Raw genomic sequence first — 26,821 nt, 5'->3', positions numbered from 1 at the left:
GTCCTTACCCACCGCGCACGGCCGCGGAACTGGTCGCACGACCTGTACGCAAACGATCGGCTATCGATGCATAGTGGACATGACCGTTTCGTCCATCGCTGCTCGTGTGGCTGCCCGACACAACGAACGGAGTTCAGATGAATGCGGACGCGATCTACGACGAATTGGACAGGCGCGCGGCGGAACTGGCGGATCAGGTCATCCAGTGGCGGCACCACCTGCACCAGCATCCCGAGCTGTCCAACCGGGAGTCGAATACCGCCGCACTCATCGCCGACCACCTGCGCTCGCTCGGCCTGGACGAGGTGCGCACCGGCATCGCCGGACACGGCATTGTCGGCGTGTTGCGCGGCGGCGCGGCCGGCGACCGGACGATCGCGCTGCGCGCCGATATCGACGCACTGCCGGTACCCGATCTATGCGGTGTCGATTTCGCATCGAAGGTGGTGGACAACGACTATCCCGGCGGACCGTACCCGGTCTCGCACGCCTGCGGCCACGACTGCCATACCGCGATGCTGATGGGCGCGGCCTCGGTACTGACCGGCGTGCGCGATCGGCTCCCCGGGACGGTGCTGTTCGTCTTCCAACCCGCCGAGGAGGGGCCGCCAGTGGACGAGCAGGGCGGCGCCAAGCAGATGCTCGCCGAAGGCGCATTGGACGATCCGGCGCCGACCATGGCATTCGGCTTCCACGTCACGCCATATCCCAAGGGCTACATCGGATACCGGATCGGCAACCAGTTCGGCGCCTCCTGCCTGGTGAAGATCACCATCACCGGGCACCAGGTGCACGGGTCGACACCGTGGATGGGCGTCGACCCGATGCCCGCCGCTGGCGCCGTCATCACCGGCATCGGCCAGCTCTACCGGCAGATCAGCGCATTCGACCCGTGCACCGTCACCATCGGCCACGTGCAGGATGTGGGCCGGTTCAATATCATCGGGCAGACCGTCACGCTGTGGGGCACCATCCGCTGCGCCGTCGAGACCGATATGGGCGATATCCAGAAGCGCCTCGACACCCTCGCCGCGCATTCGGCGCAGGCCTACAACTGTTCGGCGGCAGTCGAATACCTCCAGGATGTGCCCGCCGTGCACAACACCGAGGAGTGGATCGAGGCGGGGCTGCCGACACTCCGGCGCGTCGCCGGGGCCGGTAAGGTCACCCCGACCCTTCCGACGCTGGGCTATGACGACGTCGCCGAGTTCGTCAACAAATTCGGTGGTCTCTATGTGACGCTCGGCGTGCAGGATTCCGAACTGGACCCGAAAACCGGCATGCCGGTCGCCGTTCCCGGTGGCCGGGGTATGGCGATGAATCACAATCCGCACTTCTATGCCGATGACGGGCCACTGGTCACCGGGGTTCGACTCCATGCGCACGTCGCATATGACCATCTCAGCGGCATGCTGTCAGCCAAATGACCGGCCGCACTGTGTGATCGAATAACCATCGTGTGCGAGACCATCGCCGAACTAGACGCCGCGGTCGCGGACTGCTTCGCCTGTCCGCGGCTGGTCGCCTGGCGGGAACGGGCGGCCAGGGAGAAGCGCGCGGCCTACCGCGACGAGACCTACTGGGGCAGGGCGGTTCCCGGCTATGGCCCGGATGACGCTCGGTTGCTCGTGGTCGGCCTGGCCCCGGCCGCACACGGCGGCAACCGAACCGGCCGGATGTTCACCGGCGACCGCAGTGGGGATTTCCTCTACGCCGCCATGTACAACGTCGGGCTGACCAATCAGCCGACGGCGGTGCACCGCGATGACGGGCTGCGGCTCATCGGTGCGCGCGTCACCGCACCGGTGCACTGCGCGCCGCCGGCCAATAAGCCGACCCCCGACGAACGCGACCGCTGCAGGCACTGGCTGGAAACCGAACTGGGTCTGCTCGCACCGACATTGCGGGCGGTGGTGGTACTCGGTGCGTTCGGCTGGCAGGCACTGCTTCCCGCACTCGCATCATCGGGCTGGACCGTGCCGCGCCCGCGTCCCAAATTCGGGCACGGCGCCCATATCGTGTTCGCGCCGAGCGCCGCCGGTCGCGCACCGCTGCACCTGTTCGGCTGCTATCACGTCAGCCAGCAGAACACTTTCACCGGCCGACTCACGCCCGAGATGCTCGAATCGGTGCTGACCGCCGCGGCGACCGCCGCTGGCCTGCCCGGCGGCTGATCCTGCGCGGAGAACCGGGGCGAACCGCACCTGGATCAGGACGGCGGCGTGATCTTGGTGATGACGGTGATGCCCTCGCGGGGTGCGACACTCACGAACTGCCGGTAGGTGCGCACCGTCGAATCGGGCCGGACCTCGGTGATCACGACATCGAATCGACCGTCGACCATCGGCGTGATCAGGACGCAGTGCTGGGTGCCGAGCGGAACGGATTTGATTCCGGCATCGATCAACTGGATCGCGGACACCCCGGCGTCCGGGCTGGTCAGGGATCGGGCGTCGGAGCCGGATCGGGTCACGTAGTAGGCGTATTGGAAGGCGAGAATCACATCCGGACCCGATTTGGTCGAACCGGTGCCATTACCGCGCACCAGTTGTTCCGTGCGGGTCGGTTCACAGTTCGGGCCACCGCCGAGGACCGGATCGGTGATCGTCGCGGTCGACTGCCGGGTATTGCTCGCCTCGGCCGTGTACACCAGCACCAGCGCCACCGCCGCCAGCGTCCCGAAGAATGCCGCGCTGCCAACCAGCCAGGGTCGATGCCGCGGGCGGCGTTTCCGGCGTGGTGGGCGCGGCCCGGGTAGGACCCGTGGCGCCGGTCCGGGCGGGATCATGCCCGGCCATAGCGGATCGGCCGAACGGTTCCGGCTTCGGCGCATGCCGGTTCGGAACGCGGCGGTATTGCCGTTGGACTCAGCTGCGTTCGACGACACCATGATCTCGCCACACCCCTTTGCCGGTGCCGCTCGGGCGACCTTCAAAACTTGCCGGGCCCCAGCCCTTTCAATGCCGTTGTGCAATAACAAGATTGCACATCCCCCCGGGTAATGGCGACCGAATCGGCCAGCGCGCGCTCGTCAGCGGACCGGCAGACTACGCCCGATCCGGCCGCGGATGCGTCCCGTTTCGGCAACTTTGGAGGGTTCCCACAAGAGCCGGGCCGAAGGTTCGTAAATACGGGCATACCGTGATCAAACCGCGCCGGTAAGCTCTTCCCGAAACGATGTCCGGCGAAAACACCTGCTCAGCAATGTGTTTCGACACCCTGCTCAGCACCGGGAACCGCCTGCGACGATACCGTCCGACAATGATGTCGGGTTGCGGCGGACCGGTTGTACGCCTGTTCGCTTCGCATAAGGCACTCGTCAGGACACCGAAACAGAGTTACCGGAAGAGAAATCAGGAGTGACGCTCGTGCGTAACCTCTTTGCCGCCGATGGACGTTTTCCGAACGTTGTCGTGACCAGCCTCGCGGCGACCACCTCGATCGCTGGCGATGTCGATGCCACGTGGAAGGGACTCCTCAACGGTGAGAGCGGAATCGAGGAGCTGGACGATCCGTTCATCGAGGAGTACGAGCTTCCGGTGCGCATCGGCGGTCACCTGAAGGTGCGGCCGGAGACCCTGCTGACCCGCGTCGAGCAGCGCCGCATGGCCTATGTCGAACAGCTCGCGACCGTCCTCGGACGTGAGGTATGGCGCAATGCGGGCAGTCCGGAGGTGGATCCCTACCGACTCGCGGTGGCGATCGGCACCGGCATCGGTGGCGCGGATGCGATCACCGATGCGAACAGCAAGTTGAAGAACGGCGGCTATCGCAAGATTTCGCCGCTGGCCGTGCAGATGATCATGCCCAATGGCCCGTCGGCCGTCGTCGGTCTGGAACTGCAGGCCAGGGCCGGAGTGATCACCCCGGTCTCGGCGTGCTCGTCCGGTTCGGAGGCGATCGCCAACGCGTGGCGCATGATCGTGATGGGTGATGCCGATATGGTCGTCACCGGCGGCGTCGAGGGCTTCATCGACGTCCTGCCGATCGCGGCATTCACCATGATGCGCGCCATGAGCACCCGCAACGATGACCCGAAGGGCGCCTCCCGCCCGTTCGACAAGGATCGCGACGGCTTCGTCTTCGGCGAGGCCGGTGCGCTGATGGTCCTGGAAACCGAAGAGCACGCCAAGGCGCGCGGCGCGACCATCCACGCGCGGCTGCTCGGCGCCGGAATCACCTCCGATGGCTACCATTTGGTGGCTCCGGCACCGGATGGCGATGGCGCCGCCCGCGCGATGACACGGGCGATGCAGACCGCGGGCCTGACGCCGAAGGACATCACCCATATCAACGCGCACGCCACCGCGACACCGATCGGCGATGTCGCCGAGGCGCGCGCCATCAACAAGGCCGTCGGCAATCACGCCTCGGTCTACGCGCCGAAATCCGCACTGGGACATTCCATCGGCGCGGTGGGCGCACTCGAATCGATCCTGACCGTGCTCAGCATCCGCGACGGCATCGTGCCGCCGACGCTGAACCTGGACAACCTCGATCCCGAGATCGATCTCGATGTGGTGCACGGCGAGGCGCGCCACCAGGAGATCGAGTACGCGATCAACAATTCGTTCGGATTCGGCGGGCACAATGTCGCGCTCGCCTTCGGCCGGTACTAGCGGATCAGGATGGCGCGCGGATAGAGCAGTTGGAAGCCCAGCTTCTGCACGTTCTGCTGTGACTTCGAACCGGGCAGTGTGGTCACCACCGCGAGGTCACAGCCCGCGACCGCCGCGGCCGCGAGGCGCATCGACAGCAGTGAGCCCTGTATACCGCGTCGGCGGAATTCGGGCAGGGTCGCCGCACCGCACAGTTGGGCAATGCCGTCGCTGAGGCGCAGGCTCGCGCCTCCGACGGGCACACCGCCGATCCAGGCCAGTGAACCGACGAAACCGGTTGTCGCGGTGAGGTCCCGCTCGGCGCGCTCGATCGCCTCGCGCGGGAACTCCTCGTGCGAGGCGACACCCTGGGTATCCGGCGTGGCGAAGCCGTCCACAACGACATTCACCCAGGTATCGAATTCCTCGTGGCCGACATCGCAGATCTCCACACCATCGGCCAGCTGCGCCTTCCGGTCTGGGTCGAGTCGCAAACCGAGGACATTCTCGAAGCCGAACAGCACATAGCCGCGGCGGGTCAGGCATTCGACGACGGCGGGGTCGGCGAGGGTCGACACCTCGAACTGCACCGGCGCGTCGCGCTCGGCGAAGGCCTGTTCGACGGCATCGAGCTCGGCGTCGTCGAACGCACCGCCCATTCCGACGCCGACGACCTTGTCGAGCGGCGATCCCGCACCCGCCCATACCGCGACGCCACTGCCGATGGGGTGCAGCAACACTCGCTCTTGCGGATTCCGCCGCGCGGCCGCGCGTGCACCTTCCTCGACCAGGGTGCGTTCGGCATGCTCGACGCGCGCTGCGAGATCCTGTCCTGCGAACAAACCCGGGGCGAAGTCAGACGGCATGAGCAATTCCTACCTCGCCGATAGCCCTCGATTCACCTGGTTTTCAGTCGCCGAGTTGGTTCGGCGTGTCCCGGTGGTGCGGGTCCGCACCGTTGGTCAGAAGATCGCGACCGGTGCGACCGGCGTTCCGGTGGCACCCACGAACGGCTCGGGCATTGCGCTGAGCAGGAATTCGTAGCGACCCTCGGCCGCGCAGATCCGCGACAGCTCCTCGAGATTCCAGTTCTGCCCCTGCAGCATGCCCATCTCGACCAGGTGCAGTGCGTGCACCGCGAGCCACCCGTCCGCGAGCTCCGGCGGGAAGATCTCGAAGGTCAGGGTGTCGTTCGCGACGGCCGCGACATCGCGGGCGTGGAACCATTCCGGACTGCGTACCGAAAGTCCCGGTGCGGGAACGGCATACCCCTGTTTGTCGCCCGCCAGATACAACCGCATCTGGCCGGTCCGCACCAGCACCACATCCCCGGCACGGACCCGGGTGCGCGCCAATTCCTCGGCGGCCAGCAGGTCCTCGGGCCCGACGGCGTGGTCGCCAGGGAGACGATCGACGCCATGGGCGGCCGCGATATCGAGCAGGACACCGCGCGAGACGATATGGCGGGCCTTATCGATACCGCTGAAGGCGGCGCCGCCGTGCGCGGTGATGGTGTCGGCCGGACGCCCGTTGTAGATCCGGCCGGAATGCGATACATGGGTCAGCGCATCCCAGTGGGTGGCGGCCTGCAGTCCCATTGTCACCACATCGTCGCTGGTGGCGACCAGTCCCGGTCCGAACATCTCCCAGTTCAGCGCGATCATCGAATGCAGTGGATTGACCCGTCCCGGTATCAGTCCGGTCTGAATTCCGTGCTGCTGCAATGGCACCGCCAACGAGACCCGGCGCCCGGTGCGCACCGTGGCCGCGGCATTCCGGACGACCTCATCGGTAATGAGATTGAGTGTGCCGATCTCGTCGTCATCGCCCCACCGCCCCCAGTTGTTCACCCGCTCAGCGATATCGAGCAATTCCCGGGGCAGTGCCATGGCGGCAATCTACCGTTCGCGGCCTGATCCCGGCGGCGAACCGCGCGCTGTGCAGCGACTCACTTCGGCGCATGCCCGGTCTGAGCGATCAGCACAGAGCAATCGGCGTGTCGGGCGGCCTTCTCGGCGGTCGTGCCGATGAAGCGACCCCAGATCGCCGAATGGCCGCTGCGGCCCAGGACGAGCAGATCCGCCACGTGATGCGTTGCGGCGATGGCGAGTTCACGGGCGGAGTGTCCGGCGCGGATCTCGGCTTCGATGACAATGCCGCGTTCGGCTGCCGTCGCGGCGGCCGCGGCCAGCCAGCGGCGGCTGGCCTCCTCCTCGACCGAGCGCTCCTCCTCGATCTCACCGATCACCGGCCGATACAGCGGCCGATGCTCCTCCACGGCGACGACGGTGAGCGCGGATCTATGCTCGGCGGCCAACTCGAGCGCCAGTCGAAGAGCCTCGCGGGCGCCGGGCGAGTCGTCGTATCCCACCACGATCCGCTGGAACACACCTCCAGTGTGATCCTCCGGTTGATCGTGGTCCAGCGGCGCGTACGGTTCGCTGTCCGCCCACAGCAGGTCGTTCCGATCCGCCCACGGAAGGTGTTCGCCAGACCCTGGGCGAACTATGGTGACCATATGCCCGTTACCGACGGTACCGCTGTCTCCGAACCGCCAGTCATCCCCGGTGTGCGCCGGTCGTTCATCACCGCCCGCGATGTCCGATTCCACGTCACCGAGGCCGGACCGGTCGACGGTCGGCCGGTCGTGCTCTTGCACGGCTGGCCGGAGCACCATTACGCCTACCGGCACCTGCTCGCCGACCCACCCGATGGGCTCCGGATCATCGCGCCCGATCTGCCGGGCTATGGCTGGTCCGGCCCCGCACCACATCGGTGGGCGAAGGAGGATGTCGCCTCCGATGTGCTCGCACTCCTCGATGCGCTCGGCCTGGGCCGCGTGCTGCTGGTCGGCCACGACTGGGGCGGTTACGTCGGATATCGCATGGTGCTGCGCGAACCCGAGCGCTTCGACGGCTACCTCGTGCTGAATATGGCGCATCCATGGGTTCCGGTACCGACGGTATTGCGCCACCTCTGGCGCTTCCTCACCTATCAACCCCTGGTCGCCACCGTGGGTGTGCCATTGCAACAGCGCACCAAGTTCCTCGAACGACTCATCGGCGCCGCGATCACCGACCACGGCGCCTTCGACCGCGAGGCGGTGCGCATCTTCGCCGACCGCTTCCGCGATCCGGTCTGCGCCCGCGCCGCCACCGACACCTACCGCACCTTCTGGCTGCGCGAAGTCCCCGATGCCGCACGCAATCCGGAACGCCGCCGCATCACCATCCCGATCCGGGCGGTCTTCGGCGTCGAGGACGTCGCCGTCCACCCATCCCTCGCCGCCGCCGATACCGCCAAGGCCGACGACTACACCTTCGAACCCGTCACCGGCTGTGGGCATTTCGTCGCTGACGAGCGCCCCGATATCATCCGCGCCCGCCTGATCGAACTGGCGGCAGCCACGAAATAGGCTTATTCGCTGCGGCTTTCGCGTGCGCGGAGCGCGCGAGCGGCACCGGCCTTCGACCCGCGCATCGTCCACCGACCGTGGTTCCGGTCGGATCCATCCGTCATCGATCGATTCGGCCGTGTCGTACACCACGAATTCCCGCTCGGCCGAGCGCACTTCGTCGTCGGCCAGCGCAATCAGCAACGCATCGAACCGCGACTCTGCAGCCCGGTTCCCCACCGACCGGCACCGCTGCGTGACACATCGTTCGAGCCGTCCGTGGGCCCGTACCCGCCGCACGTTCGCCGACAGATGTGCCTGATGTGCTACGGAACGATCGCGGCAGGTTGCGGAGAGTGTGCTGGGAGGCCATCCGCTATTGCCATTGCGGGAATGGCGGAGCAGTGTGAACTTACCGGTGGCGCCATCGGGGCGCTGCCCTGAACACCCCGAGGGGGTGGATCGTGTACGCACGTTCTACCACTATTCAGGCGCAACCCTCCGCTATCGATGCCGGGATTGCGCACGTTCGCGACGTAACATTGCCGGCTCTGGAAGACATACCCGGCTGTATCGGGCTGTCGCTGCTGGTCGACCGGAAGTCCGGCCGGTGCATCGCGACGACCGCGTGGGAAACCGAGGACGCGATGCGCAATAGCGCGGAGCGCGTTCGCTCGATTCGGGATCGTGCCGCTGAGACGTTCCGCGGCGGCGCACTGATCGAACAGTGGGAGATTGCCGCCTTGCATCGGGACCACTTCTCCCGCGAGGGCGCATGCGCCCGCGTGGTCTGGAGCAAGATGGACCCGGCTCGGGCCGACTCGGCGATCGACACCTACAAGTCCCAAGCCCTGCCCGCAATGGAAGGCCTCGAGGGGTTCTGCAGCGCCAGTCTGCTGGTCGACCGGGCATCCGGGCGGGGCGTTTCGTCCGTCACCTTCGACAACGCCGATGCGATGGAACGCAACCGCGACCAGGCGACCGCCATGCGGGACCGAATCGCTGGGCAAGCCGGCATGCAGGTGACCGACATCGGCGAGTTCGAATTGGCACTCGCCCACCTGCGCGTACCCGAATTGGTGTAACCATGCAGCCGGTGCCGTCATCGCCGACGGCACCGCCGAGCAACTCGGCCGCGCAGCCGTGCCGATGGCGAATCGGCACTACCTGACCCGCGGCCGAGTTGCGCACCGGGTCATGCTCTCCAAGCTGCATCTTGCACCGTCTTGCGCCTGGTCGACGAATCGATCCGCATACGCCGCCGAAGCAGGCATCCGCCTGACCGATGCACTCGGCGAGTGGGCCGAATGGGCCCGATCCCATCCCCCCAGCAAACAGCGAAAGTCCTGAAACCTGGCCGACGACGAGCGCCGCAACCGAGAGCTAACCCCCAGTGCCGCTGGGTAATCCGGTTATTGCATGGTGGCTAGGTTGTGCCAGAGGTTTTCGAGGCTTTGGGTGCCGCCGAAGAGGGTGGTGAAGTTGGTGGAGTCGAGGAGGACGATGTCGCCTGCGCGGGGGGTGGTGGGGGGCATCCAGATCAGGGTGTTGAATTCTGTGTTGCCTGCGGCGGTGAAGGGGTGGGGGCGATCGGGGGCTACGCGCTGGCGGCCGAGGACTCGTAGGGAGTCGCTTTCCGGGGCGGTGAGTTCGTAGTGCGGCAGGTGGGGGTGGAAGTTGAGGGTGGTGACGTTGTCCAGTAGGTGGAGCGCGTCCAGATCTCGGAATCCGGTCAGGGGGGCGATCTCATCGGTGCCGTCGACGACTGCCGGGCGCAGGCCCCATTTGTTGTGCACCGGCACATCGAGCGCCTTCATCAGTGAGCGGGTGTACTGGCCGAATCGCTGTTGGCGGGGTACCAGCGGGTCGCCGTGATGCTCGTATTCGATTTGTCGCTGGGTGAAGTCGTCGGTGAAGCCGACGTCGTGGTGCGGCGCCAGCAGCAGACAGGTGCCTTCGCGTTGCAGCCACTCCCGGATCGCGGCGCACTCCTCGGGTGCGGCCTGCTGCTCGGACAGGACGTGGTCGAGTCCGAACACCATGAGCGTGTCGGTATCGGCGAGGATCCGCTCGTCGATCGGCAAGGTGTAACCGGCCTGGTCGATGCGCTGGAACACCGCGACGGGATGTCCGGTGGCCTCCCCCGCCAGTCGCTGGAACGCCAGCGTCGAACGATGGAAGAGCTCCAATGTGCCCGCGATGCCCTGCAGGAAGTGCGCCGCGTCGTACTCGACGGTCTCGTAACTCGGCCACGTGACATTGCGGACCTCGGTCATCGTGGAGAAGCGGTTGTACATTTCGGCGGGATCGCGTTGGGCCTCCCACGGATAACTCCACGTCCAATAGATGCTCATCCGCCGCCGCCCGTCGTGCTTGCGCGGAATGTGGTCCTGGTTGTAAGTGCGTGCCCGCGGCAGGGTGCTCATGCTGTCACCTCTCAACTGTCGAGCGAGGCCAGGTATCGCAGTGCGCGAATACCCGGCAGGAAGAAGTACGCGCCGCCCTCGAGCGTGGTAAATGCCGGTAGTCCCGTGAGCACCTTGCGGATGGGCCGCTTGGGGATCGTGAACTCCAGGGTGCCGTCCTGGGTGCCGCAGATGGGGTCGCGTTCATTGCCGAGTTCGTGGAATGCCTTGTCATTGATCCAGACGTTTTGGGCGAACTCGAACTGGCGGACCAAGCTGGCGCAGATGATGAACGCGGCGATGCCTCGATCCGCCCCGTCATCGGGTGCGTCTTGCGGCAGCGCCGGACCGTAGGTGGCGCCGCGGCGAATCATCCTGCGGCGGTTCATATTCGGTGCGGTATCACGCGGGTTGAGCCGTCGCACGTGCGAGCCGAGCGGTATCGCGTAGCCGTGCGGATCCATCTGTTCGTAGTTGAAGTCGTTGTTCCGCATGGGATCCGCGCCGAGCTCCGGATCGTCGTGGTCGGGAGCCAGCGTCAAGGGCGCGCCGCTCGGCCAGCGGCCCATGAGCTTCGCGGCGAGCAGCTGCTGCCCGTCCGGGGTGTCGGCGTGCTCGCGCAGATAGCTCCGAAACGCACCGACGTGTTCTCGCAGCCGCCGATAGGCCATATAACTCCCGTTGCGGGACAACACCTCCGGCTGCGGCAACCGGTGGACCGGCCCCTCCTCATCCGGATAGCCGAGGATGAATTCGCCGGGTTTCAGCGGTGCGCCCGACCCCGGCGTCGGTTCTTCACCGGATCCCTCGATCACGGGCTGGGACAACCGGTCTCGGAAACCGAAGTGGTCGTGGGCGTAGTTGAATGGCGGCGTCGCATTCAAATCCAAGAAGGACAACACGCGCACGCCCGGGCTGCGGGCCACCAGCTTGTGGTGCTCGGCGGTGCACCTCTGATGTTCGGCATCGGTGCGAGCGAACAGGATCGCGATGGCGTGCAGGTCAGCACCGGCCAGCCCACCCACCCAGTTATCGGGGTGATTGGCACCCGTATCGCCCAGAATGTCAGCGCGCGCGACCATGCCTTCACGGAACTCGGCGGGGAAGGTGGCAAGCGCCTCCTCCGACACCCCTAGCGCCCGCAGCCCACGCCAGGTGAAGGCCAGCGTGATCCAGCGCTCGGAGCTGTCCATCGTGGCGCGCACGTCCGCGGCCGACTGCACCCGGTCCAGCAGCTCGGTCAGCCAGGCCCGGCCCCCGGCGGGATCGTCGAAGGACAGGAACTCGTAGCGCCCGGTCATCGCCGGGGTGCGGGTCAGCAGGATGTGCTGAATATCGTCGAGTTCGAGCATCGGCCCGGACGATCTACTGCATCTGATCGAGCATGTCGGAGAACGCCGCCTTCAGCCGCAGCGCCTTTTTGATCTCGTCCGCGGTGACGTAGGGGTACTCGCCGTATTCGAGGAAGCTCGGAAACTGGTGCTCTCGAACGAATTTCACGAAGGCGGCCGGGTTTTCCTGCCAATCCTCCGGGAACCCTTCGAGATTGGTGAAAACTGTCGTGATACCGGTCTGACTGAAGAGCGCGACGGCATCCTCGGTGTACTTGTCGAAATCGGTGTCGAAGATGCCTTGATACTGGAAATGCAGCCCCGAGCCGACATCGAACAGCACCCACCGCAGATAATGCAACCGCAGTGGTGCCAGCACATCCGGGCTGCCCGCTACCGCCTCTTCGATCTGCTTGCCGTATGCGCGAACCGCCTCTTCTCGACCCGGTTTCACCTTTGCGATGATCGAGAATCCGTAGCAGGCTGGCGTCCGTGGATACACCGGTCCGTACCGACCCCGCTCCAGCTCGAAATAGCCCTCCCTCGGGATGGCCATCGCCGCCGGTCTACTCCAGTCCTGATCGGTCGCTGGCATGGCGTCACCTGCCTTTACCGTCGCAGTAAGCGGGACATCCAGCATGGTACGCAGCGAGCCGATAGCGCCGCAAAGATTCGGCTATCTCCGCCGTACTGGACATCCGAGATAATTTCGGGAAACTCCGAATCCCGGCCATGGGCGCCCGAGTTTGACAGGATCACCTCATGTCGAACCCGCCGCAGAACACCAACTCGGCGCCGCAACCGCGCCATTTGTCGACGCCGCGAGCCGCCGCGCTGTCCGGAATCGTCTTCGCGGTATTGTTCGGCACGACGATTATCCTGATCCGCATCAAAATGCCCGCGGGCCTCGAAGATTCAACGCATTGGCTCAAGAGCCAACAAAGTGCGATCACGATGGCAACGGTGCTGATGCCCTTCGCCGGAATCAGCTTTCTATGGTTCATCGGCGTCGTGCGCGACGGATTCGGACGCTACGAAGACCGATTCTTCCTATCCATATTCCTCGGCAGCGGGCTGCTATTTCTGGCGATGATGTTCGTCGCCACCGCGGTCGCCGCGGGCTTGGTGGCGAGCAACACCGACGTAACCGACCCGACCGCCCGCTCCGAGGTGATCAACTTCGGCAGGCATGTCCTGGTTTCAGCGAGCCAAACCTATGCGCTTCGCATGGCCGCCGTATTCATGATCTCGCTCGCGACGATTTGGTTGAAGACCAAGCTGATGCCCCGTTGGCTCGCCCTCCTCACCTATTTGGTAGCCCTGACACTGCTCATCGTCAGTGAGATGAGCAAATGGGTGGAGCTGGTATTCCCCGCCTGGGTACTCGTGGTCAGCTGCCTTATCCTGGCCCGCGAAGCCGTCGAGAATCGGGCTAGGACGGCTGACGGATCTCGGTGACGATGGTGTAGAGCTCGATAATGACGCCGTCTTTGGTGCGAGCGATGTCCATGCCGTTGACCACCGGCGGTTGGTCGACAGGGCCGTATTGGAAGCCGAGGTGGCCGATGTCGTCGAGCTCCGAGGCCGGGCCTGCAGGTCGGAAGACCCAGTCCGGGTTTTCCGCACGCACCTCTTCGGCGCGGCGTTCGAGGTCCTTGCGCCCGTGCACAATTCGGTCCGGTTCGTGCCACACCACATCTTCGGCATAGGTCTCGGCGATAGCTGCGGCCCGGCGAGCCGGATCGGGTTCGTTGAAGACGTCCAGCAGGTTGCGTCGCATGAGGTCAGCAGAGGAACGGGTCATGGCGAGTCCTTTCATGCGGGGTAATCGCGTAGTCGGGTCGACGCAGGACACGGTGCCCGAAGGGACTTAGTTGAAAGCTATCGTCCCTTGGCTTCGGCGTGTCGATAAATGCCGATTACCTGTCGGCATGCCTGCTGTCGGTTATCGCTTGCGAACCCACAACCATGAGGCGGCAACGGCGATGAGTACCGAGGGTTTGCCGAGCAGCATGGTCCCCGCCGCCAGGGCCGTGACCTGATCGGCGGCATACAGCGGCAGGAGTATCAGCACATGGAGCGCCCACATCACGGCCCACGCCGCGGTCAGGCGCCGGTGCTTGCGGATCCGGGCCTGGTCGACTTCGGCGGGTTCGATCCGGATGCGTTGACACACAAGCAGACTCAACGGACGGCCCCGGATCAGGGTGGCGCCGAAGGCGACGGTCGAGACCGCGCAGCCGACGATCTCGGGTAGGAAGAAGGCACGGCCCTCACCGGTGAACAGCACCAGCGCCGAATAGACAGTGACGGCAGCTAGGGCGGCCACAACAACCTTCGTTGAATCACCGCGCCGCAGCCGCCATCCGGCGAGCAGGGCCGCCGCGGTCAATGCGGCCGCGACCGATGGACCGGTCCCGAACAGTTGATATCCGACCAGGAATACCGCGACCGGTGTGACGGCGTCGACGAGGTGCCGAACGCCGCCATGCGCGATGACGGCCTGCCCGAGCACCCTGGCGGCTGACCGCACTCGCATCGAGTCGTGCGGGGTCCCGGACCGGCTGTCGTCGAGTGTCATTCGGGTCAGCGGGCGGGACGGGGGCCGACGATGGAGGCGCGTTCCATGATGCGCACCTGGGGCCAGTAGTCGCTGGCGGCGTAGTGCTGGACGGCGCGGTTGTCCCAGAACGCGACGGTGTCGGGCTCCCACTGCAGCCGAACCTGATGCTCGGGAGCATCGGCCTTCCGGCACAACCGGTCGATCAGCTCACGGCCCTCGTCGAGGTCCAGGCCATGGATGCGGTCGGCGAAGACCCGGTTGACGTAGAGGTGCTTGCGGCCGGTGACGGCGTGCGTGCACACCAGCGGGTGGGCCACCGCCGGATGCTCGGCGCGCATCTTCTCCCGCTGCTCATCGTTGAGCATATGCCCGAACGCGCGAGTGAAATCATGGACGGCGTCGAGGTTTTCGATTCGCCCCCGGGTTTCCTCGTCGATGGCGTCGTAGGCGGCGTACATGTCGGCGAACAGCGTGTCCCCGCCGATCGGGGGCACCGAAATCGCATGCAGGACCGCGCCCATCGATGGCTGCTCGCGCCAGGTGACGTCGTGGTGCCAGGCGTTCTCGAAACCGCCGACCTGGGCGCTCTTTTCGAATCGCACAAGTTCTGGCTGGTCGGTGTTGGAGGGGATGAACGGGTGAACCTCGAGCGTGCCGAACCGTCGGGCGAAGGCCACGTGCCGTTGCGGGGCGAGCGCCTGGTCGCGGAAGAACAGCACCTTGTACTCGTGCAGCGCCTGCCGCAGTTCGACGATCACCGGATTCGGCAATTCGGTGGTCAGATCCACCCCGGAGATCTCCGCGCCGAGGGTTGCGCCGACCTGGCGGGCGTCGAAATGCTGCCAGCTCAGCTGGGCGAGCCGGTCACGCTCGGCGGCGATATGCGTGAAAGGACCGGACCAGACCGGATATCCGGGGAGCTGAACGGTGCGGGGCGTGAAGCCAGCGGCCGGGTCCTTATCGGCAATGACGGACATGGCGACCTTCTTTCTCGGAGAAAGTGAGGCTGTAGTCAATCGACTACAGCTGGTATGAGCTACTGTAGTCACATGACTACAGAGGGTGCAAGGACGTCTTCCGACGCCAACAACCCGCTCGGTCGCGACGCCGTCGTGTCCGCGGTGCTCACCCACGCCGCGGATCTGTTCGCCGAACGCGGCCCGGCCGCGACGTCGATCCGGGACATCGCCGAGCGGGCGGGGGTGAACCATGGGCTGGTCTTCCGGCACTTCGGCGCCAAGGACAAGCTGGTGACGGCCGTACTCGACCACCTCTCCGCCGAGACGGCCGAGTTCGCCGACAGCGGCGCGTTATCGCCGGACGATCCACGACTGCGCCGACACTGGGTCGTGCTGGCACGGTGCATTCTGGACGGCTATCCGGTCGGACAGATGCAGCGGCGATTTCCGGTCATCACGGCCCTGATCGACCATGCCCGCGCACATCGAGCCGATGACCGCGACGCCGCCCTCTCCGCTGCACACGTCGCGGCGTTCGTACTCGGCTGGCAACTGTTCGAGCCCTTCCTGCGCAACGCCGCCGGGCTCGACAGCGTCCCGAATGCTCAACTGCGGGAGGCAATCAACGCCGAAGCCGTCCGGATCCTGTGCGGCAGCCCGCACCCCTTCCCCACCGACGGAAACCAATAGCCCGGATCGCGCCCACTGTCCGCACACGTCGACGACGAACCGACGGCCAGATCCAGGACATCCTCAATTGCCGCCCCCGCGCGGTTCGAACCGGTCATGCGGTACATCCGAAGATCAACGGGCCGACGAGTTCCTCATTATCCGAAAGCATTTCGGCCCGGACTACCACCGAGGTACCTGACCCACATGCGGCAACTCACCGCCGACCTGCTCGAGTTCATCAAGAACTGAACCGGAACAGGTCCGCGAGGCGGCAGAATTCGTGCCCCTCCTGTCGGCGGAGACGTTGAGACGCCCACCCGCGCAACCCGGTTGGCGGAGTGTGTCGAGGTCGCGGGCCGGTCAGTGACGAGATGCGCGCAGTCCGTCGAAGGTCAGATCGAGCAGCCGCTCGGCCTGCTGGCGCTGCTCGGCCTTTCCGGACGCGAGCGCGATTCCCGTGAGTGCCGCGAACATGTCGGTCGCGCCGATATCGGCGCGAATCGCGCCCGCCCGCGAACCGGCCTCGAGCAAGGAGGTCAGCGCGTCGAGCATCATGTCCTTGCTGCGGACATACGGATCGACACCGGACTCCACGAGGGCCCGCAGCGCGTCAGCCATCCCGAGTTTGGCGGTGGCGTAATCGATGAAGCGTCCCATCCAGGCGCGCAGCGCTAGCTCCGGTGGCATCGACTCGAGCAGTTGCGGCGCCGCGTGACACAGCTTGGCCAGTTCGTTCCGGTATGCGGCCTCGATCAGCACTTCGCGTGTCGGGAAGTTTCGGTACAGCGTGCCGGAGCCGACCCCGGCCTCTTTCGCAATCCGATCGAGATGGGCGTCGAGGCCGTCCTCGGCGAACACACGCACGGCCGCAGACAGGATCTTGTCGCGGTTTCGCTGGGCATCCGCCCGCAGTGGGCGGCCATCGGCTCTGGGCATTATCGGCTTCCTTCGCTCGACCTCTTGCTAAGTGGGGACGGCTCCGCTTATCGTGTAAGTGGCGGCGCCTCCACTTACACGATACGGCACCGCCCGCACATCGAGCTCCGGCCGCGCCCATCCATGCGGAACTGCTGAAACTGATATCTGAGGAGACACAATGACTCTCGCACTCGAAGGGAAAGTCGCCGTTGTCACCGGCGGCGCCGCTGGCGTCGGGCTGGGCATCGCCCAGGAATTCATCGCCCAGGGCGCTACGGTGGTCATTACCGACCTCGAGCAGAAGGCGATCGACGACGCCGCGACCAAGATCGGCGGCAACTGCACCGGCATCGTCGCGAACGTAACCCGGTTGGCCGATATGGAAGCCGTCTATCGGGAAATCGAGTCGCTGCACGGGCGGCTCGACGTCGTCGTGGCGAATGCCGGTATCGGCGCTCATGCCCCACTGGGCGAGATCACCGAGGAACAATTCGACCGGACGTTCAACGTCAACGCCAAGGGTGTGCTGTTCACGGTTCAGCCCGCGCTGCGCCTGCTTCCCGACGGCGGCGCCGTCGTCATCATCGGTTCGACCGCCACCATCGAGCCGCCCCAGGGCATGAGCATGTACGGCGGCGCCAAAGCCGCGATCCGATGCTTCGTGCGGGCGTGGATTCAGGATGTGAAGGGTTCCGGTGTTCGCATGAACATCCTCAGCCCCGGCGCCGTCGACACCGAATCATTGCGCAGCGCAATGGCAATGGTGCGCACGCCGGACGAAGTCGATGCGGCGATCCGGCAGATGGGGGCAGGAAATCCCACCGGCCGGATCGCCGATCCGCGTGAGATCGGGCAGGCCGCGGTGTTCCTGTCCAGCGACGCATCGAGCTTCGTCACCGGCGTAGAACTCTTCGTCGACGGCGGCATGGCCCAAGTGTGATGCGCTGACCCGCGGGTGTCCGCCCGAATCGGTAAGCGTTCGAGAGATTCTGGTGGCCTCTGGATCCGCTGCACACTCGCCCCCGAGATCAGGAAGCCGGAGGGTGCAAACCGGCCTGCCGCCCTCGCTGCAAAGCGGCGCGCTCATTATCGGGAGCCAAACCTTCCAGGTCAGCTCCAGAAGTGCGAAGATGATGGTCGGAAGCAGCGGCCGACATCAGAACCCGATCCCGGCACGCCGCATGGTCTGAGTCGCTTTCTTGCCTGTCAGCGAAAGCGAGGCACACGTGATGCAGATGCGAGCAGCCCGCATGTACGGGTACCAGGAACCGCTTCGGATCGAAGAGGTTCCGGTGCCCGAGCCCGCGCCGGACGAAATTCTCCTGAAGGTCGCCGCGGCGGGCATGTGCCGAAGCGACTACCAACTCCTCGACGGCTACTGGACCTCGTCGAGGTGCTCTCGCTCGCCGAAGCCGGCCTCATCAAACACAACGTCACCAAGGTCGAGCTCGAAGACATCAACGAGAACCTGCAAGCCCTCGGTCGCGGTGACATCGTCGGACGCCAGGTCATCGTCTTCGAGTGAAGCCCGCGCCGGGCGAAACCGCTTACAGTGGCATTTACGCAGTTCAGGCATACCGGTCCCACCATGACAGGGAGGCGAGTTCCATGGCCAAGATCCTCTTCGTAATGACCGGCGCAAGTTTCTGGACGCTCGAGGACGGCACCCGGCATCCGACTGGCTACTGGGCCGAAGAGTTCACGGCCCCGTATACCGCGCTCACCGGAGCCGACCATGAGGTTGTGGTGGCCACGCCCGGCGGCGTAGTGCCGTACGTCGACGCGATGAGTCTGCGTCCCTCGATGGCCGGCGGTGAACAGATTGCCCTCGCGGAGGAGGAAATCCTGCGGTCTGCCGAGGAGTTGCGGCGGCCGATCGAGCTGGCGAACGCTCGGCTGGAGGACTACGCGGCCGTCTACTACCCCGGTGGCCACGGTCCGATGGAGGACCTGTGCAACGATGCCGATTCGGGCCGGCTGCTGACCGCGGCCCTTTCCTCCGGCCGGCCCTTGGCCATCGTCTGCCACGGGCCGGCCGCACTGCTGGCCACCCGCTGGAGAGGCGTTTCCCCGTTCGCCGGCTACCAGGTCACCGGCTTCACCAATGACGAAGAGGAGGCCGTCGGATTGGCCGCCAAAGCCCGGTGGCTACTGGAGGACGAACTGGTTACTCTTGGCGTCCGCTTCACCCGCGGCGAGATCTGGAAGCCTTACACGGTCGTGGATCGCAACCTGTACACCGGACAGAACCCCGCGTCCGCCGAGCCGCTGGCCCAGGAATTGCTGAAGGTGCTGAACTAGTTTTGCCGCAGCAGTACCCGTCCGCGCACGGCGGATCGCAATGTGTTGTGTGACATTTGGATTCCCTTCGCCACGGAAATGTTCACCGCGTCGTGCCCGAGCCACTGGACGGAGCCGGGCCCCCGGCGGGGTCCCGGGTGGCCGGGTCGCTTACCGGGGAGATGGGTGTGGGCATCGGAAAGGCCACTTCGATATGGGCGGCGGCAGTCAGCGCGCGGCGCTCGGCGAATGGGGCGGTGATCAACTGGACCCCGATGGGAAGGCCCTCGGCCGAGACGCCCGCAGGGACCGTAACCGCGGGCAGGGCCAGGTAGTTGGCGGCGATCGTGAGGCGATGTGCCGCATACATGGTCGCGACCTGTGCGGTGCCACCGAGGTCGTAGCCAACCGGCCAGGGCAGTTCGTCCGAGACCGGGCCGAGCACGATCGGATGCTCCGCGAGGAAGCGGGACCAGGCCGCGCGGCGGGTGAGGCGCTCCCCCAGCGCGGTCATGTAGCCCGCCAGATCCAGCGGCGGGAACAGGTCGATCGCCGCGTCGATGAAAGTGTTCAACCCGGCGCTGCCGACCAGCCGCATGGCTTCGCGGCGCTGGACCACCACCTCGGTGGACACCAATCTGCCGTAGTCCGCCGCCACCTCGCCCAATTGCGGCGGATCCAGTTCGACTACCCGATATCCCGCGCGTTCGAGGGCGTCGGCGCAGCCGAGCAGCGCGGCCCGCACCTGCGGATCGATATCGTCACCGAGCGTGACGGCGACCGCGGGCAGGGCGGTATCGGTCACGTCACGCACCGGAATCCATCCGGGATCGCGCAGGTCAGCGCTGTCGCTGAGGACCTCGAAGGCGGTCGTCAGATCGCGCACGGTGCGCGCCAACGGCCCTGGTGCCGCGAACAATTGGTTCGTCGGTGCGGGTGCGGCCCCGGACAGGCTCGAGGCCACCGCCACCCGGCCGGGCGTGGTGCGCAGGGAGGCGACTCCGCAGAACGCGGCGGGTACGCGCAGTGAACCGCCGAAGTCGGTGCCCAGGCCTAGGGGTGTCATGCCCGCCGCTACCGCGGCGGCGTCACCGCCGCTGGAACCGCCCGGGCTGCGAGTCGGGTTCCACGGATTCACCGTCGGGCCCGCCTCGTCGTTGTCGGTGTGCCAGCGAGTGGCGAAGTCCGGCATGTTCGTTCGCCCGATGACGATCGCCCCGGCTCGCCGCAATGCGGACACCGCGGGTGCATCCGCTGCCGCGACGGCCTGTCCCAGGGCCGCCACGCCCCAGGTGGTCGGGCTGCCCGCGACATCGAGGTTGTTCTTGATGGTGACCGGAACCCCGTGCAGCGGCCCGGTCGGCACCCTGCGGTCGGCTGCGGCCGCCTCCGCGCGCGCGGTCTCGGCGAATACCGTGGTGAGCGCGCCGATTTCGGAATCGACCTGCTCGATGCGCTCGAGATGCGCCTCGACGACCTGGGCCGCGGTGACCGCGCCCTCGGCGATCAGCGCCGCGAGCGAGACCGCGTCCCGCGTCCACAGCGCGCTGTCCTGGCCGGTGTTCATGATGCCTCCTGTTCGGCGAATACCGCTGCGGTGCGCGGTGTTCGGCTGTCGTCGATGGATTTGCCGAGCGTGATGAAGAAGAGGATCAGCCCGACGGTCAGCAGGATGTGGCCCACACCCGCACCGAGCGCGATTGCCTCACCACTGCTTTTGCCCAGCACGGTGAGGGTGCCGTGCAGCGTCATGGCCGCGATGGTGATGGCCAGGCCGATGTTGTAGAGCCAGAAGAACCAGCCGTACAGGCTTTTCCGGGCGCTGAGCGTGAACTGCTTCTCCAAGGCCAGCACGATGAGGAAGAACAGCATGCCCAGCGCCAGCACGTGGGTGTGTACGACACCGAGCTGCGACTGCCCGGTGAAATGTTCGACCTTGGTGATCTCGCGGTAGTAGAACCCGGCGATCAGGCCGATGATCATATAGATGTGAGCGGTATTGAACAGCGTCTTCATCGGGCGCTCAACGGTTTTCACGGCGCAGTAGCAGCGCGCCGGTCGCGGCCACCAGGGCGGCGGTGAGGCCGTGCACCTTCATGGCGGTGGCGGTGGACCCGCGACGCACCAGGATGGTGAGCATATCGCCGGTCGGGATGACGGCGATGGTGAGCAGGGAGACGCCGACGGCGCGGCGCTGCCCGGCCGCGAGCAGAGCGAGCGGGATCAGGCCGGTGACCACATCGCGGACGCCTTTGACATTCAGGAAGCCGTCGGCATCACCGTCGGTGAGGCCGAACTCCGAGGCCATTCGCTGCGGGGCGAGCAGATAACCGCCGCCGACGGACATGATGAACCCGGCTCCCAGTACGGCGCCGGCCGTACCGAGACGTTTGCCGAGCCGGCGGGAACCACGCACGGAAACAACTGATTCCGCGTTCGAGGGAACGGACATGAACACTCCTGGATCGGTGGGATACGCGTCCCGAGCATCCAGTGCTGGCCGTACCGTTCGCTGACAGTCGTTGTCAGCGAACTGTGCGCAGCAGTTCGAGCACCGCCTCGTCCGAAAGCCGGGCGCCCGCCAGAAATTCCGCGCCCAGGCGCACGGGCCCGAGCGCCGCTTCCGCCTGATCGAGCGCCCGCCGCCGGAACGGGCCGATGCGGATCACCCCGGCTCTCCGGTTGATCCGGTCGGTGGCGCCGAGAATGTGGGCCGCGCGCTCCGGGGCGCCCTTCGCCAGAGCGACCAGGGCGTAACCGATACCGACCTCGGCCAGCAGCGCCGCCGAGGTCTGGGCGGCCAGATCGCGGGGCATGGCCAGCTCTCGCAGCGCGTCGTCCGGCCGGCCCGCCGCGACCAGGGCCGCCGCGTGCGCGGTGCTCACGAAGGCCAGGTTCACGAAGCGGACGGTATCGTGGCGTCCTGCGGGTGGTGGGCCGGCGGGGAGCGGATGCTCGGACATCTGCCGGTACAGTTCCATCGCGCGGTCGTTGTCGCCGCGCAGGTGGGCCAGGTGCGCCTGCGTCGCCGCTAGGAAGCGCCCGGGCGCGGGGATGATGTGCGGGGTGATCAGGGCCTCGGCCCGGTCGATATAGGTTGCCGCGCCGTCGGCATCGCCGCCGACCAGGTGCACATCCGCCGTGAAGAGCAGCACGCCGATGCGCTCAGCGGCGCCCAGGTCGGCGCTGAGCAGTTCCAGCGCGCTCGCGATCAGTAGGCGGGCGCTGTCCAGGCCGAGCATCCGGGTCCGGTAACTGGCCAGGGAGATCAGGGCGCGGCTGTGTGACCGGTTGTCACCGTGCGCGCTCAGGCAGGTCAGCGCCGCCTCCAGGGTGGGCAGGGCGCGGGCCGGATGGTCGCCGCCCAGTTCATCGAAACCTCGTGCTATCAGCGCATTTCCGCGTAGCCATGGATCGTCGGAGGTGGTGCACGCGGTCAACAGGCTGTCGTCGTCGCCGAGCAGGTCACGCAGCGCCAGTATGAGCACGAACATCGGGTGCGGGGGCCGATCCTCGGTGAGGGCCGCTCGGGTCAGTCGCTCGAATTGCCCCGTGTTCTCCCGGATTTGGCCCCACCAGATGTTGGTGAAGTACGGCGGCAGCTCCTCGGCGTACCGGCAGGCCAGATAGGCCCCGGTGCACCCTGGCGGCGGTGTGTCGCCGAGCAGGGCAAGGACCTCGCGGCGGCGTTCGGAGATGTCGCCATGTAACCCGCGCAGCAGCCAATACCAGACGAGATTCGCGTACAGGCGAACCGCACGCTCACCGTCGCCGACGTCCAGCGCCCACCGCAGCGCGGTTTCGCAATTGCCGTGTTCGGCGATCAGCCGCGCGAGCCAATCAGGGTGTGCGGCTGTGCGTAATCCGTGGGCGGCGGCGTCAGCGAATTCCAGGAAGCAGTCGGCATGAATGCGGGCGACCTCGGCCGCATCGCCGGCGGCGGCCAATTCCGCTGTCGCATAGGCACGGATGGTCTCGGCCATTCGATAGCGCTGTCCATCGAAGTCCACCAACGACTTCGTCACCAGTGAGGCGACCGTGTCAATGGCGTCCGGACCACACACCCGGGTGATGGCGTCCAAGGTCGCGCCGCCCGCGAAAATCGAAAAATGCCGGGCTGCTGCGGCTTCCGCATCGGTGAGCAGTCCCCAGCTCCAGGCGACGGCCGCGTGCAAGGTGCGATGGCGCGGGACCGCGTGGCGAGTGCTGTTGGTGAGCAGCCGGAAGCGATCGGTGAGCCGCGCGCTGAGGTCCGGCAGCGGCAGGCTCCGCAGGCGAGCGGCGGCAAGTTCGATAGCCAGCGGCATGCCGTCCAGGCTGCGCACGATGGCGCGGATATCCGCGGAATTACTCTCGGACAGTACAAAATCCGGGACTGCCGCGGTGGCACGGTCGATGAACAGCCGGACCGCGGGCGATGTGGTGACCGCCGCGCTACCCGCGTCGGCTTCGGGCAGGTCCAAGGTCCGGACCGGGTACAGTCGCTCGCCGTCCACGCCGATCGGCTCCCGGCTCGTGGTGAGCACCCGCAGCAGCGGCAGCCGCTGCAACAGATCGTCGATCAGGCGCGCGGTCGCCTCCACGACATGCTCGCAGTTGTCGAGTACCAACAGAACTCGGCGGCCGGACAGCGTGCGCTCCAGTACATCGGCCCATTCCGTCGACAGTTCGTCGGGTCGCCCGAACTGAGCGAGCGCATTCACTATCGCCACTCCGACCGCGTTCATGGCCGGCCGGTCGGCCCGTTCCCGCTCGAGTGCGGCGAGTTCGACGAAAGCGTAACCGTCCGCCCAGTCCTTGGCGTGCGCCCCGACTGTCTCGGCGGCCAGCCGGGTCTTCCCCACGCCCCCGGTACCCGACAGTGTCACCAGTCGGGCCTCGCGTAGCGCCCGTCGCACTCCTTCCACGTCGCGTCCGCGTCCGACGAAGCTGGTGAACCGCCTGGGCAGCAGCGGCGCGGACACCTTTGGTGTCCCGCTGTTCGGGGATGCTGCCGTAACTCCCGGTCGACCCGATCCGGGCGTCGTCTCGATGGCAGGTTCGTCGACTGCGGGATTACGAGGTGCGCTCGTGTGAATTTCGGCCAGGGCCGAGCGCAGCACCTCGGCGGGTGTCGTGCCGAGCTCGTCGAGTAACAGGGTCTCGGTTCGTTGAAACTGTTGTATCGCCTCGGATGTTCGTCCCGCTGCCGCCAGTGCCCGCACCAGTCGTGCGGCCAGCGTCTCCCGGAACGGATGTGCGGCTGCTTCCGTGCGGAGCTCACGCAATACCTCGCCGCCTCGGCCCATGGCTCGAAAGGCGTCCGCTCGCAGTTCGATTGCCTCGAGCCGCTGTTCGGTCAATCGCAGTGCCGCGGCGCGCAATACCTCCGATTCCCCCGCATCGATCAACGGCTCCCCGCGCCACAACGCAAGCGCGGCATCGAAGCACGCGATGGCTCGTTCGGCCGCACCGGCCGCCAGCAATGCCCGCCCCGCCTCGACCTCACGCGTGAACCGATGCACATCGACGTCCTCGGGCGCGAGTTCGAGCACATACCCGCCCCCGTCATTCCGCACCGCCCCCGGTACCGCCGCGCGCAACCGACTCGCCAAGGTCTGCAACGCATTCCCGGTCCCCGCCGGCGGGTCCTCCCCCCACACCCCGTCCACCAGCCGCGCCGCCGGCACCACTCGCCCGGCTTCGAGCGCCAGCAACCCCAGCAGTGCCCGCACCCGCGGCCCCCCGACTGACACCGTCGTCCCGTCCGCGGCCTCCACCATCACCGGGCCCAATAGCCTTACCAGCATGAATCGTCCATCTCGCGATTGATCCTGCGTGGCGCCCGACCCCCTCGTCAACCTGGACGAACCTGGGACCTCGCCGCATTACGGCTATCGAACCGGCGATCAAGTGGCCATACCGCGCGGCGCAGCGCGGTCAGCGCAGACCGCAGCCGATGACACGGAGCGTCTGGTCGATCGAATGATGACGAGTGGAAGCGATACGTCCGCGACGGTGGCCAGAAGGCCGTTGAACGATGGGACTACTAGCGTGCCTGGACACCTCGGTCGAAGATGACTCCACGCAACCGTCGGCTGGCCACCGCGACACAGTGCTTGTTCCTCAATCGGTCCACCTTCTCGGGCATCCTGCACGAGCGCATGAGCGGCTGTCAGCCGGCGAATTTCGCGATGGCCTGCGCGGTGACCGGGGTGAAGAGGTTGATCAGGTTGCCGTCGGGGTCGCGAAACAGCAACGACCGGTTCCCCCACGGCATCGTCGTGGGCTCGTTGACGAAATCCTCGACCGCCTCCCGCAACCGCCGGTAATCGGCATCGACGTCGGGGACCAGGAATTCGATGATCGCGGTGTGGTTGTCGGCTGGGCGCGCGCTGCCTGCCGCGAACAGCGCCACGGTGCGGGTGCTTCCGATCGCGAGGGTGCCGGCCGGTGTGACGATCTCGGCGAAATCCGGTGTAGCCCAGGTTGCTTCGATACCGGTCACGTGCTGATAGAAGCTGACCAACCGGTGGATGTCATCGGTGATCAGACGGATCGAGACGAGCTTCATCGCGTACTCCTGCTGTCGGATACGGCGGAAGTTCCGCCGCCGCATGCCACGGTAGAGTCAATACCGGACAGTTTCCGCCCGGTATAGATGCAAGAATTTCGGAGATGACACACCCCACCGCCCGAGTGCTGGCCCTGCTCGAGCTGTTGCAGGCCGGCGGCACCCATACCGTCGGCGAACTCGCCGGACGGCTCGGCGTCGATGAACGCACCGTCAGGCGATACGTCACCCACCTCACCGACCTGGATATCCCCGTCCGATCGGTGCGGGGCCGCTACGGCGGCTACCAGCTCGCCCCCGGATACCGCATGCCACCGCTGATGCTGACCGACGACGAAGCGGTGGCCGTATTGCTCGGACTCCTCACCAGCCGGTCGACAACTGCCACCTTCGCGGCCGACAGCGCGACGGCCAAACTCCGCCGCGTCCTGCCCGCACGTCTGACGGCCCGGCTGGACGCACTGATCGACACCGCCGAATTCACCGCCGACGCCCGCCCGGACGTCGCTGTCGAGAGCTCCGTCCTCCTCCTGCTCGCCGAAGCCACCCGCGAACACCGACCGGTCGCAATTGATTACACCGACCGCAACGGGCGGCCCAGCGAGCGCACCGTGCACCCGTACGGGCTCGTCGAGCACTCCGGCCGGTGGTACCTGACGGGACAGGACAGCAGCAGTGACGAACTACGCCAGTTCCGGCTCGACCGCATCACCGCAGTGACCACACGGCCCGGAACATTCACTCCGCCCACCGGATTCGAGCCGGCCGCACATCTGCTATCCGCACTTGCCACTGCACCCTATCGGCACGATGTGTCGGTCCGAGTTCAGGGAACGCTCACCGAGATCCGCCCGCTGCTGCCCGCCGCGACCGCGACCGTGCAGGAGATCGACTCACCACCCTCTGACACCGACCCATGGGTACGGGTCCGAATCCGGGCCGAACAACTCGACTGGATTCCCCCACTTCTCGCCGGCCTGAACCGCCCGTTCGTCATCGAACACCCCGACATCCTCAACGACGCCGTGCGCACCCTGGCTCGCCGACTGACCGCGGCCGCCGACGGCAGATACCGAACCCACACCTAAACCGGCTAGTTCGCAGGCCGATGGGACAGAGCCTGGGTCGCGACCGACGTCGCGGCTTGG

At 66.4% G+C, this 26,821-nt stretch carries 27 protein-coding genes; 11 read left to right on the top strand and 16 right to left on the bottom strand.

Features of this window, described 5'->3' with window-relative positions; genetic code table 11:
* The first annotated feature begins 137 nt into the window (after positions 1–137).
* Positions 138–1,427 (top strand): amidohydrolase, encoded by a 1,290-nt coding sequence (locus tag ABZ293_RS00695; protein ID WP_355176614.1) that lies wholly within the window; start codon positions 138–140, stop codon positions 1,425–1,427.
* A gap of 30 nt (positions 1,428–1,457) precedes the next feature.
* Positions 1,458–2,174 (top strand): uracil-DNA glycosylase, encoded by a 717-nt coding sequence (locus ABZ293_RS00690; protein WP_355176612.1) that lies wholly within the window; start codon positions 1,458–1,460, stop codon positions 2,172–2,174.
* A gap of 35 nt (positions 2,175–2,209) precedes the next feature.
* On the opposite strand, the gene ABZ293_RS00685 is transcribed toward ABZ293_RS00690, so the two are convergent.
* Entirely contained in the window at positions 2,210–2,890 is a 681-nt protein-coding gene (locus ABZ293_RS00685; RefSeq protein WP_355176610.1) for a hypothetical protein, read from the bottom strand.
* Between the two features lie 478 nt (positions 2,891–3,368).
* Between ABZ293_RS00685 and ABZ293_RS00680 the strand changes: the two genes are divergently transcribed.
* Entirely contained in the window at positions 3,369–4,619 is a 1,251-nt protein-coding gene (locus ABZ293_RS00680; protein ID WP_355176608.1) for a KasA/KasB family beta-ketoacyl-ACP synthase, read from the top strand.
* Here the strand turns inward: ABZ293_RS00680 and ABZ293_RS00675 are convergent.
* The 3 genes from ABZ293_RS00675 to ABZ293_RS00665 all read right to left on the bottom strand — a co-directional run bounded on the left by ABZ293_RS00675 (position 4,616) and on the right by ABZ293_RS00665 (position 6,987).
* Positions 4,616–5,464, bottom strand: coding sequence for a GNAT family N-acetyltransferase (locus tag ABZ293_RS00675; protein WP_355176606.1), 849 nt, complete (start codon positions 5,462–5,464; stop codon positions 4,616–4,618). The two genes, ABZ293_RS00680 and ABZ293_RS00675, sit on opposite strands and share 4 nt — an antisense overlap.
* Positions 5,465–5,560: 96 nt before the next feature.
* Positions 5,561–6,487 carry a cyclase family protein gene (locus ABZ293_RS00670; RefSeq protein WP_355176604.1) on the bottom strand — a complete coding sequence of 309 codons (927 nt, stop codon included), beginning with the start codon at positions 6,485–6,487 and terminating at the stop codon, positions 5,561–5,563.
* Positions 6,488–6,546: 59 nt separating this feature from the next.
* Positions 6,547–6,987 (bottom strand): universal stress protein, encoded by a 441-nt coding sequence (locus ABZ293_RS00665; RefSeq protein WP_355176602.1) that lies wholly within the window; start codon positions 6,985–6,987, stop codon positions 6,547–6,549.
* A gap of 129 nt (positions 6,988–7,116) precedes the next feature.
* Between ABZ293_RS00665 and ABZ293_RS00660 the strand changes: the two genes are divergently transcribed.
* A complete protein-coding gene (locus ABZ293_RS00660; RefSeq protein ID WP_355176600.1) occupies positions 7,117–8,013 on the top strand; it encodes an alpha/beta hydrolase in 897 nt (298 codons plus the stop codon).
* Between the two features lie 443 nt (positions 8,014–8,456).
* Entirely contained in the window at positions 8,457–9,077 is a 621-nt protein-coding gene (locus ABZ293_RS00655) for an antibiotic biosynthesis monooxygenase (protein ID WP_355176598.1), read from the top strand.
* 327 nt (positions 9,078–9,404) lie between these two features.
* Here the strand turns inward: ABZ293_RS00655 and ABZ293_RS00650 are convergent, their stop codons facing one another.
* Genes ABZ293_RS00650 through ABZ293_RS00640 form a run of 3 tightly spaced genes read right to left on the bottom strand, consistent with a single transcriptional unit; the run spans position 9,405 to position 12,323 of the window.
* Entirely contained in the window at positions 9,405–10,418 is a 1,014-nt protein-coding gene (locus ABZ293_RS00650) for a hypothetical protein (RefSeq protein ID WP_355176596.1), read from the bottom strand.
* An 11-nt stretch (positions 10,419–10,429) separates the two neighbouring features.
* Positions 10,430–11,749 carry a peroxidase gene (locus tag ABZ293_RS00645; protein WP_355176594.1) on the bottom strand — a complete coding sequence of 440 codons (1,320 nt, stop codon included), beginning with the start codon at positions 11,747–11,749 and terminating at the stop codon, positions 10,430–10,432.
* A gap of 13 nt (positions 11,750–11,762) precedes the next feature.
* A complete protein-coding gene (locus tag ABZ293_RS00640) occupies positions 11,763–12,323 on the bottom strand; it encodes a hypothetical protein (RefSeq protein ID WP_355176592.1) in 561 nt (186 codons plus the stop codon).
* 167 nt (positions 12,324–12,490) lie between these two features.
* Here ABZ293_RS00640 and ABZ293_RS00635 point away from each other — a divergent pair, with 167 nt between their 5' ends.
* On the top strand, positions 12,491–13,186 hold the full coding sequence (locus ABZ293_RS00635; protein ID WP_355176590.1) for a hypothetical protein: 696 nt from the start codon (positions 12,491–12,493) through the stop codon (positions 13,184–13,186).
* On the opposite strand, the gene ABZ293_RS00630 is transcribed toward ABZ293_RS00635, so the two are convergent.
* The 3 genes from ABZ293_RS00630 to ABZ293_RS00620 form a co-directional block, all read right to left on the bottom strand.
* Positions 13,161–13,532: a nuclear transport factor 2 family protein gene (locus tag ABZ293_RS00630; protein ID WP_355176588.1), complete on the bottom strand. Its 372-nt coding sequence runs from the start codon at positions 13,530–13,532 to the stop codon at positions 13,161–13,163. The two genes, ABZ293_RS00635 and ABZ293_RS00630, sit on opposite strands and share 26 nt — an antisense overlap.
* A gap of 141 nt (positions 13,533–13,673) precedes the next feature.
* Positions 13,674–14,309, bottom strand: a complete 636-nt coding sequence (locus ABZ293_RS00625; RefSeq protein WP_355176586.1) for a DUF3159 domain-containing protein — start codon at positions 14,307–14,309, stop codon at positions 13,674–13,676.
* Between the two features lie 5 nt (positions 14,310–14,314).
* Complete coding sequence (locus ABZ293_RS00620) at positions 14,315–15,268, bottom strand: TauD/TfdA family dioxygenase (protein WP_355176584.1); 954 nt, start codon at positions 15,266–15,268, stop codon at positions 14,315–14,317.
* A 72-nt stretch (positions 15,269–15,340) separates the two neighbouring features.
* On the opposite strand from ABZ293_RS00620, the gene ABZ293_RS00615 reads away from it, so the two are divergent.
* Positions 15,341–15,940, top strand: coding sequence for a helix-turn-helix domain-containing protein (locus tag ABZ293_RS00615; protein WP_355176582.1), 600 nt, complete (start codon positions 15,341–15,343; stop codon positions 15,938–15,940).
* A gap of 342 nt (positions 15,941–16,282) precedes the next feature.
* On the opposite strand, the gene ABZ293_RS00610 is transcribed toward ABZ293_RS00615, so the two are convergent.
* Positions 16,283–16,858 carry a helix-turn-helix domain-containing protein gene (locus tag ABZ293_RS00610; protein ID WP_355176580.1) on the bottom strand — a complete coding sequence of 192 codons (576 nt, stop codon included), beginning with the start codon at positions 16,856–16,858 and terminating at the stop codon, positions 16,283–16,285.
* Between the two features lie 160 nt (positions 16,859–17,018).
* On the opposite strand from ABZ293_RS00610, the gene ABZ293_RS00605 reads away from it, so the two are divergent.
* The 3 genes from ABZ293_RS00605 (at position 17,019) to ABZ293_RS00595 (ending at position 19,141) form a co-directional block, all read left to right on the top strand.
* Positions 17,019–17,780, top strand: coding sequence for an SDR family oxidoreductase (locus ABZ293_RS00605; protein WP_355176578.1), 762 nt, complete (start codon positions 17,019–17,021; stop codon positions 17,778–17,780).
* Between the two features lie 405 nt (positions 17,781–18,185).
* Positions 18,186–18,365, top strand: coding sequence for a hypothetical protein (locus ABZ293_RS00600; protein ID WP_355176576.1), 180 nt, complete (start codon positions 18,186–18,188; stop codon positions 18,363–18,365).
* An 83-nt stretch (positions 18,366–18,448) separates the two neighbouring features.
* Positions 18,449–19,141: a type 1 glutamine amidotransferase domain-containing protein gene (locus ABZ293_RS00595; RefSeq protein WP_355176574.1), complete on the top strand. Its 693-nt coding sequence runs from the start codon at positions 18,449–18,451 to the stop codon at positions 19,139–19,141.
* A gap of 82 nt (positions 19,142–19,223) precedes the next feature.
* Here ABZ293_RS00595 and ABZ293_RS00590 read toward each other — a convergent pair whose 3' ends face one another.
* The 5 genes from ABZ293_RS00590 to ABZ293_RS00570 form a co-directional block, all read right to left on the bottom strand.
* Complete coding sequence (locus tag ABZ293_RS00590) at positions 19,224–20,687, bottom strand: amidase family protein (protein WP_355176572.1); 1,464 nt, start codon at positions 20,685–20,687, stop codon at positions 19,224–19,226.
* Positions 20,684–21,157, bottom strand: a complete 474-nt coding sequence (locus ABZ293_RS00585) for a DUF2871 domain-containing protein (protein WP_355176570.1) — start codon at positions 21,155–21,157, stop codon at positions 20,684–20,686. The genes ABZ293_RS00590 and ABZ293_RS00585 overlap by 4 nt, the downstream gene beginning before the upstream one ends.
* On the bottom strand, positions 21,144–21,572 hold the full coding sequence (locus ABZ293_RS00580; RefSeq protein WP_355176568.1) for a DUF4267 domain-containing protein: 429 nt from the start codon (positions 21,570–21,572) through the stop codon (positions 21,144–21,146). Before ABZ293_RS00580 ends, ABZ293_RS00585 begins: the two co-directional genes overlap by 14 nt.
* Before the next feature lie 73 nt (positions 21,573–21,645).
* On the bottom strand, positions 21,646–24,909 hold the full coding sequence (locus ABZ293_RS00575; protein ID WP_355176566.1) for a BTAD domain-containing putative transcriptional regulator: 3,264 nt from the start codon (positions 24,907–24,909) through the stop codon (positions 21,646–21,648).
* A gap of 365 nt (positions 24,910–25,274) precedes the next feature.
* Positions 25,275–25,673 (bottom strand): VOC family protein, encoded by a 399-nt coding sequence (locus ABZ293_RS00570; protein WP_355176564.1) that lies wholly within the window; start codon positions 25,671–25,673, stop codon positions 25,275–25,277.
* 104 nt (positions 25,674–25,777) lie between these two features.
* On the opposite strand from ABZ293_RS00570, the gene ABZ293_RS00565 reads away from it, so the two are divergent.
* Positions 25,778–26,761, top strand: a complete 984-nt coding sequence (locus ABZ293_RS00565; RefSeq protein ID WP_355176562.1) for a YafY family protein — start codon at positions 25,778–25,780, stop codon at positions 26,759–26,761.
* Positions 26,762–26,821: the final 60 nt, after the last annotated feature.

This window comes from Nocardia sp. NPDC005998, assembly GCF_040614395.1.
GTDB lineage: Bacteria > Actinomycetota > Actinomycetes > Mycobacteriales > Mycobacteriaceae > Nocardia.
This window is presented reverse-complemented; position numbering and strand designations above follow the sequence as displayed.

What these genes read in the sequence shown, in the direction of transcription:
- ABZ293_RS00695 (WP_355176614.1), top strand. Translation starts at nt 138, where the DNA reads ATGAATGCGGACGCGATCTACGACGAATTGGACAGGCGCGCGGCGGAA.
- ABZ293_RS00685 (WP_355176610.1), bottom strand. Translation starts at nt 2,890, where the DNA reads ATGGTGTCGTCGAACGCAGCTGAGTCCAACGGCAATACCGCCGCGTTC.
- ABZ293_RS00675 (WP_355176606.1), bottom strand. Translation starts at nt 5,464, where the DNA reads ATGCCGTCTGACTTCGCCCCGGGTTTGTTCGCAGGACAGGATCTCGCA.
- ABZ293_RS00670 (WP_355176604.1), bottom strand. Translation starts at nt 6,487, where the DNA reads ATGGCACTGCCCCGGGAATTGCTCGATATCGCTGAGCGGGTGAACAAC.
- ABZ293_RS00660 (WP_355176600.1), top strand. Translation starts at nt 7,117, where the DNA reads ATGCCCGTTACCGACGGTACCGCTGTCTCCGAACCGCCAGTCATCCCC.
- ABZ293_RS00650 (WP_355176596.1), bottom strand. Translation starts at nt 10,418, where the DNA reads ATGAGCACCCTGCCGCGGGCACGCACTTACAACCAGGACCACATTCCG.
- ABZ293_RS00645 (WP_355176594.1), bottom strand. Translation starts at nt 11,749, where the DNA reads ATGCTCGAACTCGACGATATTCAGCACATCCTGCTGACCCGCACCCCG.
- ABZ293_RS00640 (WP_355176592.1), bottom strand. Translation starts at nt 12,323, where the DNA reads ATGCCAGCGACCGATCAGGACTGGAGTAGACCGGCGGCGATGGCCATC.
- ABZ293_RS00635 (WP_355176590.1), top strand. Translation starts at nt 12,491, where the DNA reads ATGTCGAACCCGCCGCAGAACACCAACTCGGCGCCGCAACCGCGCCAT.
- ABZ293_RS00630 (WP_355176588.1), bottom strand. Translation starts at nt 13,532, where the DNA reads ATGACCCGTTCCTCTGCTGACCTCATGCGACGCAACCTGCTGGACGTC.
- ABZ293_RS00625 (WP_355176586.1), bottom strand. Translation starts at nt 14,309, where the DNA reads ATGACACTCGACGACAGCCGGTCCGGGACCCCGCACGACTCGATGCGA.
- ABZ293_RS00620 (WP_355176584.1), bottom strand. Translation starts at nt 15,268, where the DNA reads ATGTCCGTCATTGCCGATAAGGACCCGGCCGCTGGCTTCACGCCCCGC.
- ABZ293_RS00615 (WP_355176582.1), top strand. Translation starts at nt 15,341, where the DNA reads ATGACTACAGAGGGTGCAAGGACGTCTTCCGACGCCAACAACCCGCTC.
- ABZ293_RS00610 (WP_355176580.1), bottom strand. Translation starts at nt 16,858, where the DNA reads ATGCCCAGAGCCGATGGCCGCCCACTGCGGGCGGATGCCCAGCGAAAC.
- ABZ293_RS00605 (WP_355176578.1), top strand. Translation starts at nt 17,019, where the DNA reads ATGACTCTCGCACTCGAAGGGAAAGTCGCCGTTGTCACCGGCGGCGCC.
- ABZ293_RS00595 (WP_355176574.1), top strand. Translation starts at nt 18,449, where the DNA reads ATGGCCAAGATCCTCTTCGTAATGACCGGCGCAAGTTTCTGGACGCTC.
- ABZ293_RS00590 (WP_355176572.1), bottom strand. Translation starts at nt 20,687, where the DNA reads ATGAACACCGGCCAGGACAGCGCGCTGTGGACGCGGGACGCGGTCTCG.
- ABZ293_RS00580 (WP_355176568.1), bottom strand. Translation starts at nt 21,572, where the DNA reads ATGTCCGTTCCCTCGAACGCGGAATCAGTTGTTTCCGTGCGTGGTTCC.
- ABZ293_RS00575 (WP_355176566.1), bottom strand. Translation starts at nt 24,909, where the DNA reads ATGCTGGTAAGGCTATTGGGCCCGGTGATGGTGGAGGCCGCGGACGGG.
- ABZ293_RS00570 (WP_355176564.1), bottom strand. Translation starts at nt 25,673, where the DNA reads ATGAAGCTCGTCTCGATCCGTCTGATCACCGATGACATCCACCGGTTG.
- ABZ293_RS00565 (WP_355176562.1), top strand. Translation starts at nt 25,778, where the DNA reads ATGACACACCCCACCGCCCGAGTGCTGGCCCTGCTCGAGCTGTTGCAG.